The sequence below is a fragment of the Pseudomonas sp. PSB18 genome (assembly GCF_014596565.1).
GTDB lineage: Bacteria > Pseudomonadota > Gammaproteobacteria > Pseudomonadales > Pseudomonadaceae > Aquipseudomonas.
Genome location: NZ_NOIN01000005.1, coordinates 208,721 through 221,078 on the forward strand (window position 1 = coordinate 208,721; position 12,358 = coordinate 221,078).

Here is a 12,358-nt window from a genome sequence, read left to right on the forward strand (position 1 = left end):
TTTACATGCGTGCCATTTCATCCATCCTGCGCCTGGCCGTGCTGTCGCTGGGGCTGGCGTTTACCGTCGGCGCCGCGGCGACCGAAGAGACGCAACTGGTCGAGTCCATCAACCTTTATCGCAGCCAGTCCCAAAGCTGCGCGGGCCAGGCCTCCCTGGAATTGCCGCCGCTGGCAATGGACTCGCGGCTGATCCTGTCGGCCAACGGCATTGGCGACCTGCAGCAAGCGCTGGCACGCGCGGCCTATCCGATGGTCAATGTGCAAGCCATCAGCTTGTCCGGCCCCCGCGACGCACAAGCGGCGATGAAAGCCGTACAGGAAAGCTTTTGCCAAGTGGTGTTGGACCCACAGTTCGTCGACATCGGTGTCAGCCGCCTGGACCGCGAATGGCGCATTGTGCTGGCGCGGCCCCTATTGTCGGGTCGCCTGGCGGACTGGCAGGGCGAAGGCCAGAAGCTGCTGAAGCTGATCAATAGCGCCCGCGCCCAGCCACGCCGGTGCGGAAGCGAGGCCTTCGCGGCGACCACGCCGCTCTCCTGGAACGCCACCCTGGCCCTGGCCGCCGTGACTCACACCCGGGCCATGGCGAACAACAATTTCTTCGACCACAAGGACCGCGAGGGCCGCACGCCGGGCGACCGCGCCGAACTGGCCGGCTATCAGGGCCAACTGATCGGCGAGAACATCGCCGCCGGACAGGACACCGCCCTGAAGGTAGTGGACGGTTGGCTGGCCAGCCCGGGGCACTGCGCCAACCTGATGAACCCGCAGTTCCGCGAGCTGGGTGCCGGTTATGCCGTGGACCCGAAGAGCGATGCAGGCATCTATTGGACGGCCATGTTCGGCACTCAATAGAGTGCCAGTGGGGTCGCGCAGCGGCCCCGGCCTCACCCCTGCGCAAATATCAACGACCGATGCACCCCCGACCCGGCCCTCACCCCATCGCCCACGGACAGCGCGACCGACCCGAACGGCATCGCCGCATCGCCGCAGGCGAACACCCCTGGCACGCTGGTTTCGCGGGTGAGATCGGTCTGGATAAAGGCCCCCAGCGGACCGTCTTCCAGGTCGCAGCCAAGGGACGCGGCCAGCGAGCCAGCCACGCGGGTGCGCGGCAAGACAAACAGTCCATCGATCGCAATTACTCGGCCATCTGCCAGAACGACATTGGCCCGCTCCCCCTCAATGCGTTCTATACGCTCCGACACTAGGGCCACGCCTCGCTGCTCAAGACTGGTCTGCTGTTCCGGGTCAGGCTCAAATGCGCCATTGAGAAAGAACGTGGTGGGACCCCAGTCTGGGAGCATCAGCGCATGGTGCAGTGACATTTCCGAAGTAGCCAACACGCCAATAGGGCCTTGCTGCAGTTCATAGCCGTGGCAGTAAGGACAATGGAAGACGCTTTTGCCCCAGCGCTCCGTCAGCCCGTCCACCGCCGGCAGATCATCGATGACCCCCGTGGCCAATAGCAGGCGCCGAGCGCTATAGCGTTGGCCCTGGGCGGTCTCCAGGGTGAAACCACCCGCCTCGGGAACGGCGCTGACGGCAGTGTCCGAGCGCCACTCCACGGTGGAATAGGCCATGAGCTGGGCACGGGCGTCATCGGCGATGTCAGCGGGCGCCCGGCCGTCCTGGCCGAGAAAGCCGTGGGAGGTCGCGGCGAACCGGTTGCGACGCTGGCCGGCGTCGATCACCAGCACCTTGCGCCGGGCGCGGGCCAGTTGAAGCCCTGCGGACATACCAGCGTAACTGCCGCCTGCAATGATGACGTCGTAGTGCATGATCGATCTCCAGGGATGTGTCGACGGATGAAAGTCTCGACACATCGTAAGTTCCTTGAAAAGCACCTGTCAACGATCTCGTAACTTTTGCCATTACAGGCGATACTCGCACTCGCCGAAGCCACAGAACGCAACGTCCCTCATGAGAACCGACACCCGCCTGTCCCGCATGCTCCACGTCCTGATCCACATGGACCGCCACCAACAATCCGCCACCTCGGACACCATTGCCCAGATGTTGGGCACCAACCCGGTGGTGGTACGCAGGACCATGGCATTGCTCAAGGAACAGGGCTATGTCACCTCGGAAAAAGGTCATCGAGGCGGTTGGACCCTGAGCAAGCCCCTGTCGGACATGACTCTGCTCGACATCCACCAGGCCTTGGGCAGTACCTCGATTTTCTCCATCGGCCTGTCCACCGATCACCCGCAATGCCTGGTGGAACAGGCGGTCAACGGGGCGTTGACGGACGCTTTCGATGAGGCCCAGGCGTTGCTGCTCAAGCGTTTGGGCAGTATTACCCTGGCGCAATTGGCGGAAGATTTCGACCGGCGCTTCCGGGACACACCCATGCCCGCGGCTCACCACTGACGCCACCATAAAAAACGCCGCTCAATGAGCGGCGTTTTTGTACAGCACCAGACGATGTCCGGTTTACAGCGCCATGTCGGCCGCTGGGTTGCCGTCGTTCTTGGCAGCCGGTTTAGCCGGTGCCGCAGGGGCGCCTGGCTTGCCGATCGCCGGTGGCGGGTCCAGTTGCAGGACTTCGCTGGTGTAAGCCCACTCCTGAGCCACGCGCTCAGGGCTGTCGTTGAGCTTGGTGCCGTAGCTCGGCACGATCTGGTGCAGCTTTTCCTGCCAGGCCGGGCTGGCGACCTTGTCCTTGAAGACCTTCTCCAGCACAGTCAGCATGATCGGTGCGGCGGTCGAAGCGCCTGGCGAGGCACCCAGCAGGCCGGCGATGCTGCCGTCCTGGGAGGCAACCACTTCAGTGCCGAGCTTCAGGACGCCGCCCTTCTCTTCGTCACGCTTGATGATCTGCACGCGCTGACCGGCCTGCCACAGGCGCCAGTCTTCCTGCTTGGCTTCCGGGAAGTATTCCTTCAGCGCGTTGAAACGATCTTCATCGGACAGCATCAGCTGGCCGGCCAGGTATTCGACCAGTGGGTACTGTTCGATACCGACCTTGGTCATTGGCCAGACGTTGTGGGTCGTGGTGCTGGTCAGCAGGTCGAAGTACGAACCGTTCTTCAGGAACTTGGTGGAGAACGTCGCGAACGGGCCAAACAGGATCACACGCTTGCCATCGAGCACGCGGGTGTCCAGGTGCGGAACCGACATCGGTGGCGCGCCAACCGAAGCCTTGCCGTAGGCCTTCGCCAGGTGCAGTTGGGCGACAGTCGGGTTCTCGGTCACCAGGAACGAGCCACCCACCGGGAAGCCGGCGTATTCGCGGGCTTCCGGAATGTCGGACTTCTGCAGCAGGTGCAAGGCACCGCCGCCAGCACCGATGAACACGAACTTGGCGTCGGTCTCGGTTTCGGTACCGTCCTTCAGGTTCTTGTAGGACACGCGCCAGGTGCCGTCTTCATTGCGGGTGATGTCTTCCACTTCGCTGGACAGTTTCAGCGAGAAGTTCGGCTTGGTTTGCAGATAAGCGGCAAACTGGCGGGTGATTTCGCCGAAGTTCACATCGGTACCCAGTGGACTCCAGGTGGCCGCGACTTTCTGGCTCGGATCACGCCCTTGCATCATCAGCGGAACCCACTTGCTGATCTGCGCGGGGTCTTCGGAGTACTGCATACCGGCGAACAACGGGCTGGCTTGAAGGGCTTCGTAGCGCTTCTTCAGGAAAGCGATGTTGTCGTCGCCCCACAGGAAGCTCATGTGCGGCGTGGAGTTGATGAACGAGCGCGGGTTCTTCAGCACGCCGTTCTTGACCTGCCAGGACCAGAACTGACGGGAGATCTGGAAGGCTTCGTTGATTTCGATAGCCTTGGCGATCTCGACCTTGCCGTCCTTGTCTTCCGGCGTGTAGTTCAGCTCGGCCAGCGCGGAGTGACCGGTACCGGCGTTGTTCCAGCCGTTGGAACTCTCTTCGGCAACACCGTCCAGGCGCTCGACCATTTCCATGGTCCAGCCCGGCTCCAGCTCATTGAGCCAGACGCCGAGTGTCGAGCTCATGATGCCCCCACCAATGAGCAGGACGTCCACTTTTTTTGCCTCGGCGGCGTGCGTGGTCGCAAGACCCATCGCCATCGCCAGGCCCAGTAGCGCCGTGTGTGTTTTCTTCAACATGTGTGTATCCCTAGGATGAACGCCATTCCGCCCTCCGGTCTGTTCAAGGATAGATCACGCCCATGGCCGGCAACGCCAGCGTGTCTGGTTCGAATGGACTGGAGGATGGACCTACAGGGGCCGCGCAATACAGCGGCCTCGTTTATGTCTCTCCGGCACTGACTTCTTGTAGGTCTTGGCTTCAGCTGGGTGAGGGACACTGCAAAACGGTGTTGATCGGGCTGGCGTGGCCGTGCCCGATTGTCGCAGCGGGGGGGAGTTTACATAATGAAATAAGCAGACCGAAGCCTCTTTTTACATTCAGGGCGAAAACGCCGACCAAATGGCGGCGTTTTGATGGCGCTGTTCGCCGCCCAGCAGCCGGTCCTCGGCCCGAAAATATTTGCGGGGGTTACGTGCAAAAACCTGTGGGAGCGAGCCTGCTCGCGATGACGGTGGCATGCCCGACATCAATGCAAGCTGACCCACTGCTATCGTCGGATCGCCGCCCGGAGCAGGCTCGCTCCCACAGAGGTTTGCGGTGGACGCTATCCCAGCAACTGGCTCAACACCGCCCGCAACTTGCCCGGCTTGACCGGTTTGTTCAGCAGCGGCGCGTTCAGTTTGCGCAGAGCACGGCGGCATTGGTCGCTGCGGTCGGCGGTGATGATCACCGCCGGGATGGTCTGGTGGAAATGCTCGCGCAGGTGCTTGATCACTTCGCAGCCGACCACCCCGTGATCCAGATGGAAATCCGCCAGGATCAGCTCCGGGGCGTGGCCCTGCAGCACGTCGATAGCGGCCGCTTCGTCGGTGGCGATCAGCACTTCGCAGCCCCACTGCCCCAGCAACGCGGCCATGCTTTGCAGGATGCTGAGTTCATTGTCGATCACCAGCAGCCGGCGGCCGGGCAACGGGTTGCCGGTCATTGCCTGCACGGGCGTCTCGGACAGGGGCAAGGGTTTTTCATCCGACAGCGGCACTTCGATACTGAACACCGAGCCGCGCCCCGGCCGGGAACGCACCTGGACCCGGTAACCAAGGATATGGGCGATCCGCTCGACGATCGCCAACCCCAACCCCACGCCTTTGCGGTCCGCCGCCCGGCCCACGTCCAGCTGGTTGAATTCGAGAAAAATCGATTCCAGGCAGTCGGCAGCGATGCCGCGTCCCGTGTCCCAGACTTCCAGGCTCAAGCGCCCTCCCCGGCGCCTGGCGGCCAGGAGAATGCCGCCCTGGTCGGTATAGCGGCAGGCGTTGCTCAGCAGGTTGCGCAAGATGCGCGTCAGCAGACGCAGATCGGTCATGACCACTTCATCGCCGAAACGCGCACGCAGCTCCAGCCCCGCAGCGCCCGCCACCGATTGAAACTCCGAAACCAACGGTGCCAGCAACTCGTCCAGTCGATAGGACGCAACGTCCGGGCGAACCGCGGCCTGGTCCAGCCGGGAAATGTCCAGCAGGTCGGTGAGCAGGTCTTCCGCGCCCTCCAAGGCCTGGTGAGTACGCTCCACCAGGACCTGCTCAGCGCTCGGCAACGGGCGCTCGCGCAGCGTGGCGATCAGCAGGCGCGCGGCGTTGAGCGGCTGGAGCAGGTCATGACTGGCAGCGGCCAGGTACTTGTCCTTGCTGCGGTTGGCGGCCTGGGCAGCGTCGCGGGCGTCGCGCAACTGCTGCTCGACGAGCTTGCGCTGGGCGATCTGCTGCTGGAGGTTGTGATTGGCTTCCAGCAGTTCATCGGTGCGCTCGGCCACCCGCTGTTCCAACTGATCGTTGAGTTGTTGCAGGCGCTGGCGGGCCAGTTCCAGGTCTTCGAGACGCGCCGCCAGTTCGGGGTAATGGCTCTTGCGGGTCGAATGATTGCCCAGCCCCAGCAGCCCGGCCAGGGCCTTTTGCTGTTCGTCAGAGGGCTTCGCCATAGACGACCTCGACATCCCGTTGGCTCGACTCCCGAGGGTTGGTGAGGATGCACGGATCATCCATCGCATGCTGCGACAGGAAAGGAATATCCGAAGTGCTCACGCCATGCAGGCCCAGGGTTTCGTGGAAACCGATGGTGTGCTTAAGCGCGATCAGATGTTCCACCAATCGGGTGCGGATCTGCCGATGATTCAATCCACGGCAATCGATCCCCAGCGTCTCGGCGATCACCTTGAAGCGGTCCGGGGCCGAGTTGTAGTTGAACGCCACCACATGTTCCACCAATACCGCGTTGCACAGACCATGGGGCAGGTCCAGGAAGCCTCCCAGGCTGTGGGACATCGCGTGCACGGCGCCGAGAATGGCATTGGAAAACGCCAGCCCGGCCTGCATGCTGCCGAGCATGATCTTTTCCCGCAGGGCGACGTCCGCCGGGTTGGCGATCATCTGCACCAGGTTGCCGTTGATCAGCCGCATTGCCTCCAGCGCATGGGGGTCGGTGAGCGGGCCGTGACCGGTGGAAACAAAGGCCTCGATAGCGTGCACCAATGCGTCGATACCGGTACAGGCCGACAGGAACGGGTCCATGCTCAAGGTGGTTTCCGGGTCGATCAGCGAGACATCCGGCACGGCGGCCTTGCTGACGATGGAGAACTTCATGCGCTCCTGCTGGTTGGAGATGATCACGAACTGCGAGACATCGGCCGAGGTGCCGGCGGTGGTGGGAATCAGGATCAGCGGTGGGCTGGGCACGTGCAGGGTGTCGACGCCTTCGAATTCGAGGATGTTGCGGCCATGGGCGACCACGATCCCGATGGCCTTGCCGCAGTCCATAGGGCTGCCGCCACCGACCGCGACGATGACGTCACAGTGGTTTTCCCGGTACAGCTCGGCACCGAGCATCACTTCCTCGACCCGGGGGTTGGGCGAAACGTCGCTGTAGATGCAGTAATCGATCCCCAGGGCCTGGAGGCTGGCCTCGACATCACCGACCCAACCGGCGGCGATCACTCCGGGATCGGTGACCACCAGCACCTTGCGGGCACCGAAGGTCTTGGCGTAATTGCCGACATTGTGCCGGCACCCGGCGCCGAACATGATTTCAGGCGAGACAAACTTGCGCAGCGGGCTGAGGCTCATCTTTTCAGGGGCGTGGCTCATCGGTAAGCCTGTTTTTATTGTCTTGAAGCCTTGAGCCTAAAGCATCCCGCCGGTAATGCAATCAGACCAATGGGTAGCCCGGCCTGAACACCTCAGGCCGGGCCGACACTCATCGATTGGCGAAGTACATCGTCACTTCGAAGCCGATACGCAGGTCGGTGTACGCGGGTTTAGTCCACATGGGTCTTTCCTCTTCTTGTACCGGGCGATTCCGGCAAGGTCATTAATGCACGGGGTGCCGTGGGTTCGAATGCTACTTTCGAAGCGGTGGAGGGTGTGCGTTGGTAGCATCGTTCCCACGCTCCGCGTGGGAATGCCTCTACGGACGCTCCGCGTTCGGCTTTCAGGGGACGCGGAGCGTCCCGGGCTGCATTCCCACGCGGAGCGTGGGAACGATCGACTCCAGGGTTAGAAGAAGCCCAACGGATTGATGTCATAGCTCACCAGCAGGTTCTTGGTCTGCTGGTAGTGATCGAGCATCATCTTGTGGGTTTCACGCCCCACGCCGGACTTCTTGTAGCCGCCGAACGCCGCGTGGGCCGGGTACAGGTGGTAGCAGTTGGTCCACACGCGCCCGGCCTTGATCGCCCGGCCCATGCGGTAGGCGCGGTTGATGTCGCGGGTCCACAGGCCGGCGCCGAGGCCGAACTCGCTGTCGTTGGCGATCGCCAGGGCTTCGGCTTCGTCCTTGAAGGTGGTCACGCCCACCACCGGGCCGAAGATTTCTTCCTGGAACACGCGCATTTTGTTGTGGCCCTTGAGCAGGGTCGGCTGGATGTAATAGCCGCTCGACAAGTCCCCCTCAAGGCGCTCGGCCGCGCCGCCGGTCAGCAGTTCGGCACCCTCCTCGCGGGCGATGTCCAGGTACGAAAGGATCTTGTCGTATTGCTGCTCGGACGCCTGGGCGCCGACCATGGTCTCGGTGTCCAATGGGTTGCCGCGCTTGATCTGGGTGATCTTCTTCATGACTTCGGCCATGAATGGCGCGTAGATCGACTCCTGCACCAGGGCGCGGGATGGGCAGGTGCAGACTTCGCCCTGGTTGAAGAACGCCAGCACCAGGCCTTCGGCCGCCTTCTCGATGAACGCCGGCTCGGCCTGCATGATGTCTTCGAAGAAGATGTTCGGCGACTTGCCGCCCAGCTCCACGGTGGACGGGATGATGTTCTCGGCGGCGCACTTCATGATGTGCGAGCCCACCGGGGTCGAACCGGTGAAGGCGATCTTGGCGATGCGCTTGCTGGTGGCCAGGGCTTCACCGGCTTCGCGACCGAAACCATGGACGATGTTCAACACACCGGCGGGCAGCAGGTCGGCGATCAGCTCGGCAAAGACCATGATCGACAGCGGCGTCTGTTCCGCCGGCTTGAGCACGATGCAGTTGCCGGCGGCCAGGGCCGGAGCGAGTTTCCAGGCGGCCATCAGCAAGGGGAAGTTCCACGGGATGATCTGCCCGACCACGCCCAGCGGCTCATGGAAATGGTAGGCCGTGGTCAATTCGTTGATCTCGGCCGCGCCACCTTCCTGGGCGCGGATGCAACCGGCGAAATAACGGAAATGATCGGCCGCCAGCGGGACGTCGGCGTTGAGGGTTTCGCGCACGGCTTTGCCGTTGTCCCAGGTTTCGCTGACGGCGAGGATTTCCAGGTTCTGCTCGATACGGTCGGCGATTTTCAGCAGCACCAGGGAGCGGTCCTGCACCGACGTCTTGCCCCAGGCATCGGCGGCGGCATGGGCCGCATCCAGGGCCTTGTCGATGTCGGCGGCGCTGGAGCGCGGGAATTCGGCGATCACCTGGCCGTTGACCGGTGACGTGTTGGTGAAGTACTCGCCCTGCACCGGCGCGACGAATTCGCCACCGATGAAGTTGCCATAGCGCGGTTTGAAGGAAACGACGGCGCCTGGGGTTCCGGGTTGTGCGTAGATCATGATGGGCCTCTGCCTGGTCGATGCCTGTCACGGGACAGGCGATAGGCCGATGGTAGAGAGCCCCGCCGGCCAGACGAATGCGTCGTTGGCAGGAGGGGCTCTCGTTATTTGGTCGTAGGTTTGTGGGTCGGAATGCAGAAAACTGGCATCGATGCTTTTGCTCTGTGGGAGCAAGGCTTGCCCGCGATGGAAGCGCCTCGGTTTCAAGATAAACCGCGTCAACTTCATCGCGGGCAAGCCTTGCTCCCACAGGTTGCTGTCTCACTACAAAGACAGCGCTCAGCCCTGCTTCGGCTCAGCGTTTCGCCACCAGCTCCTTCGGCAGCTTGAAGGTCCAGAGCATCCCGCCCTGGTTGAAGTCCTTCACCCGCTTGGCCACTTCGCCGCCCCACAGCGGCACCGCGCCGCCCCAGCCCGAAACCACGGAGACGTACTGCTCGCCGTCCATTTCCCAAGTGATCGGCGATCCGAGCACGCCGGAGCCCGTCTGGAATTCCCAGACCTTTTCCCCGGTCTTGGCGTTGAAGGCCTGGAGGAAACCTTCAGGCGTACCGGTGAACACCAGATTGCCCTTGGTGGTCAGCACCCCGCCCCACAGCGGCGCGAAGTTCTTGTGGCGCCAGACTTCCTTGCCGGTCTTCGGATCGATGGCCCGCAGCACGCCGATGTAGTCCTCGTTCAGCGGCTTGATGGTGAAGCCGGCCCCGAGGAACGCCGCGCCTTTCTTGTAGGCGATGCCTTCGTTCCAGATGTCCATGCCCCACTCGTTGGACGGCACGTAGAACAGCCCGGTGTCCTGGTTGTAGGCCATGGGCATCCAGTTTTTCGCGCCGAGGAACGCCGGGGCGACGAACACCGAACTGCCTTTGGCTTCAGTGCCCGGCGCGCCCGGACGGCTGGCCTCGTTGTAGATCGGCCGACCGTCCTTGTCCAAGCCGCTGGCCCAGGTGATCTTGTCGACGAACGGGAAGCCACGGATGAACTTGCCGTTGGTGCGATCGAGCACGTAGAAGAAACCGTTACGGTCGGCGGTGGCCGCCGCCTTGATGTCCTTGCCGCCTTCCTTGTAGTTGAAGGAGATCAGCTCGTTGACGCCGTCATAGTCCCAGCCGTCGTGGGGCGTGCTCTGGAAGTGCCACTTGATGCTGCCGTCGTCCGGATTCAGGGCCAGGCGCGACGAGGAATAGAGGTTGTCGCCAGGACGCAGGTGGGAGTTCCACGGGGCCGGGTTGCCGGTGCCGAACAGCAGCAGGTTGGTTTCCGGATCGTAGTAGCCACCCAGCCAGGGCGCAGCGCCGCCGGTTTTCCAGAGATCCCCCGGCCAGGTCTTGCCGGCCTCGCCACCGGAAATGCCATTCTCGACCGCCTTGCCGTCCTTGTAGACATAGCCCATGTGCCCTTCCACGGTCGGACGGGTCCACAGCAGCTCACCGTTTTTCGGGTCGAAGGCGCTGATCTGGCCCACCACGCCAAACTCGCCGCCCGCCACGCCGGTGATCAGCTTGCCGTTGACGACGATGGGGGCGGCACTGATGGAGTAGCCTTCCTTGTGGTCGGCGACTTTCTTGCTCCACACCACCTTGCCGGTGTCCTTGTTCAAGGCGACCAGCTTGGCATCGAGGGTGCCGAAGAACACCAGGTCGCCGTACAAGGCGACGCCACGGTTGATCACGTCACAGCAGGGCCGGATATCATCGGGCAGGCGCGCGTCGTACTGCCAGAGTTTCTTGCCGGTACGCGCGTCCACCGCGAACACCCGCGAATAGGAGCCGGTGAGGTACATCACCCCATCCTTGATCATCGGCTGGGCCTGCTGGCCGCGCTGTTTTTCGCCGCCGAAAGAGAACGCCCAGACCGGCCGCAGGTCCTTGACGTTGTTGACATTGAGGGTATCGAGCGGGCTGTAGCGCTGGCCTTGAACACCGAGGCCGTTGGTGACGATCTGTTGCGGGTTTTTCGGGTCCTGGAGAATTTCCTGATCGGTCACGGCGGCCAGGGCCGAGCCGGACAGCAGCATGGCACTGAGCAGCAGGCTCACGGCGAAGGGTTGGCGACGTGCGGGATGAGTCATGACGGCTACCTCTGCGGTTATTGTTATACCCGGGAAATTTTCCCGGTCTGCCACAGATTCTTGGGCTAGGGGCCGCTGCCAACAATTGCACGCTGTGTTGAGTTTTCTAGTTCCTTGGTACATGTAAGAGACACACACAAACCGTTGTGGCGAGGGGATTTATCCCCGCTGGGTTGCGCAGCAGCCCCCTCTGCAGTCACCCCGGTTTTATGTCGACTGAATTATTTTTGGGGCTGCTGCGCAGCCCAGCGGGGATAAATCCCCTCGCCACAGATTTCACCTGCCCTGCTATTTGGCATCGACCCGCCTCATCCCCACCCGCTCATACCGCGGATAAAGATGACTGACACTGCGAATCAGCTCATAACGGCTCAGGCTGATCTCGGCAAAGCGCTCGGGAATGGGGCTGCGGATCATCTCGGCCATGTCGTCGCCCCGGGCGGCGCCGTCGCGCATCAATTGGTCGAGCCAGCCCAGGTAGTCGCGCATCTGCGCAAAGGGCCGGGTATCGCTCGCCACCGGCCCATGGCCGGGGACGATCAGCGTCCAGGGCAAGGCCTGCAAGGTGTCCAGGTCCTTGAGCCACACCTCCAGTCCCGGGCTGTTTGGCGTGGTCAGGGCCCGTTCGTAGAACACCAGGTCGCCGGCGAACAGCACGCCGGTGGTTTCGTCCAGGATCGCCAGGTCAGCCCCGGTGTGCCCGGCCAGTTGCAACAGCCGCAATGAATGATTGCCCACCTTCAGCGTACCGGGAGCCAACGCCCGGGTCGGCAGCACCACCTCGGTGCCACGCATCCAGTCGCCCACCAACCGGTACATGTTTTCCGCCATGGCGTCGCCCTGCTGGCGGAGCAGGTCCGTGGTGCCCGGCAGCGCGCCGATAGGTACGTCGCTGAAGGCCTGGTTGCCCAGCACATGATCCGGATGATGATGGGTCAGCAATACCTGGACCACCGGTTTGTCCGTGGTTGCCACGATGGCCTGGCGCAGGGCTTCCCCGTAGTGCTTCGACGGCCCGGTGTCGATCACCACCACACCGGCATCGGTGACGATGAAACCGGTGTTGACGATGTTGCCGCCGTTGTCCTTGGCGAAATTATCGGTGCTGCCTTCCAGCAGCCACGTGTCCTCGGCGATCTGCCGGGGCTTGAGCGAATAGTCCGCCGCGCCGGCCCACACCGGCAGGCACAAGCAGATCAAGAGTATCCAGCGCATG

The 12,358-nt window shown here is 62.8% G+C and carries 10 protein-coding genes; 2 read left to right on the plus strand and 8 right to left on the minus strand.

Annotation, left to right across the window (positions count from 1 at the left end; all coding sequences use genetic code 11):
- The first annotated feature begins 5 nt into the window (after nucleotides 1–5).
- Nucleotides 6–857 carry a CAP domain-containing protein gene (locus CGA22_RS14455; RefSeq protein ID WP_041024024.1) on the plus strand — a complete coding sequence of 284 codons (852 nt, stop codon included), beginning with the start codon at nucleotides 6–8 and terminating at the stop codon, nucleotides 855–857.
- Nucleotides 858–889: 32 nt separating this feature from the next.
- Here the strand turns inward: CGA22_RS14455 and CGA22_RS14460 are convergent, their stop codons facing one another.
- A complete protein-coding gene (locus tag CGA22_RS14460) occupies nucleotides 890–1,783 on the minus strand; it encodes an NAD(P)/FAD-dependent oxidoreductase (protein ID WP_041024025.1) in 894 nt (297 codons plus the stop codon).
- 142 nt (nucleotides 1,784–1,925) lie between these two features.
- On the opposite strand from CGA22_RS14460, the gene CGA22_RS14465 reads away from it, so the two are divergent.
- Nucleotides 1,926–2,375, plus strand: a complete 450-nt coding sequence (locus CGA22_RS14465; RefSeq protein WP_041024026.1) for an Rrf2 family transcriptional regulator — start codon at nucleotides 1,926–1,928, stop codon at nucleotides 2,373–2,375.
- A 63-nt stretch (nucleotides 2,376–2,438) separates the two neighbouring features.
- Here CGA22_RS14465 and mqo read toward each other — a convergent pair whose 3' ends face one another.
- From mqo to CGA22_RS14500, 7 genes are all read right to left on the minus strand, one after another.
- Complete coding sequence (gene mqo / locus CGA22_RS14470; protein ID WP_041024027.1) at nucleotides 2,439–4,082, minus strand: malate dehydrogenase (quinone); 1,644 nt, start codon at nucleotides 4,080–4,082, stop codon at nucleotides 2,439–2,441.
- A gap of 527 nt (nucleotides 4,083–4,609) precedes the next feature.
- The gene (locus tag CGA22_RS14475; RefSeq protein ID WP_041024028.1) at nucleotides 4,610–5,980 is read right to left on the minus strand and encodes a hybrid sensor histidine kinase/response regulator; all 1,371 of its coding nucleotides are present in this window, start codon (nucleotides 5,978–5,980) and stop codon (nucleotides 4,610–4,612) included.
- Complete coding sequence (gene ercA / locus CGA22_RS14480) at nucleotides 5,964–7,121, minus strand: alcohol dehydrogenase-like regulatory protein ErcA (RefSeq protein WP_156996963.1); 1,158 nt, start codon at nucleotides 7,119–7,121, stop codon at nucleotides 5,964–5,966. Before ercA ends, CGA22_RS14475 begins: the two co-directional genes overlap by 17 nt.
- A 130-nt stretch (nucleotides 7,122–7,251) precedes the next feature.
- Nucleotides 7,252–7,323: a pyrroloquinoline quinone precursor peptide PqqA gene (gene pqqA, locus CGA22_RS14485; RefSeq protein ID WP_003243383.1), complete on the minus strand. Its 72-nt coding sequence runs from the start codon at nucleotides 7,321–7,323 to the stop codon at nucleotides 7,252–7,254.
- 227 nt (nucleotides 7,324–7,550) lie between these two features.
- Nucleotides 7,551–9,071, minus strand: a complete 1,521-nt coding sequence (locus CGA22_RS14490) for an aldehyde dehydrogenase family protein (protein WP_041023119.1) — start codon at nucleotides 9,069–9,071, stop codon at nucleotides 7,551–7,553.
- 295 nt (nucleotides 9,072–9,366) lie between these two features.
- Nucleotides 9,367–11,142: a PQQ-dependent methanol/ethanol family dehydrogenase gene (locus CGA22_RS14495; RefSeq protein ID WP_041023120.1), complete on the minus strand. Its 1,776-nt coding sequence runs from the start codon at nucleotides 11,140–11,142 to the stop codon at nucleotides 9,367–9,369.
- Nucleotides 11,143–11,430: 288 nt separating this feature from the next.
- Nucleotides 11,431–12,357, minus strand: a complete 927-nt coding sequence (locus tag CGA22_RS14500) for a quinoprotein relay system zinc metallohydrolase 1 (protein ID WP_041023121.1) — start codon at nucleotides 12,355–12,357, stop codon at nucleotides 11,431–11,433.
- Between the last annotated feature and the right edge of the window lies 1 nt (nucleotide 12,358).

Coding starts and splice junctions, on each gene's coding strand:
- CGA22_RS14455 (WP_041024024.1), top strand. CDS start 6: ATGCGTGCCATTTCATCCATCCTGCGCCTGGCCGTGCTGTCGCTGGGG.
- CGA22_RS14460 (WP_041024025.1), bottom strand. CDS start 1,783: ATGCACTACGACGTCATCATTGCAGGCGGCAGTTACGCTGGTATGTCC.
- CGA22_RS14465 (WP_041024026.1), top strand. CDS start 1,926: ATGAGAACCGACACCCGCCTGTCCCGCATGCTCCACGTCCTGATCCAC.
- mqo (WP_041024027.1), bottom strand. CDS start 4,082: ATGTTGAAGAAAACACACACGGCGCTACTGGGCCTGGCGATGGCGATG.
- CGA22_RS14475 (WP_041024028.1), bottom strand. CDS start 5,980: ATGGCGAAGCCCTCTGACGAACAGCAAAAGGCCCTGGCCGGGCTGCTG.
- ercA (WP_156996963.1), bottom strand. CDS start 7,121: ATGAGCCTCAGCCCGCTGCGCAAGTTTGTCTCGCCTGAAATCATGTTC.
- CGA22_RS14490 (WP_041023119.1), bottom strand. CDS start 9,071: ATGATCTACGCACAACCCGGAACCCCAGGCGCCGTCGTTTCCTTCAAA.
- CGA22_RS14495 (WP_041023120.1), bottom strand. CDS start 11,142: ATGACTCATCCCGCACGTCGCCAACCCTTCGCCGTGAGCCTGCTGCTC.
- CGA22_RS14500 (WP_041023121.1), bottom strand. CDS start 12,357: ATGCGCTGGATACTCTTGATCTGCTTGTGCCTGCCGGTGTGGGCCGGC.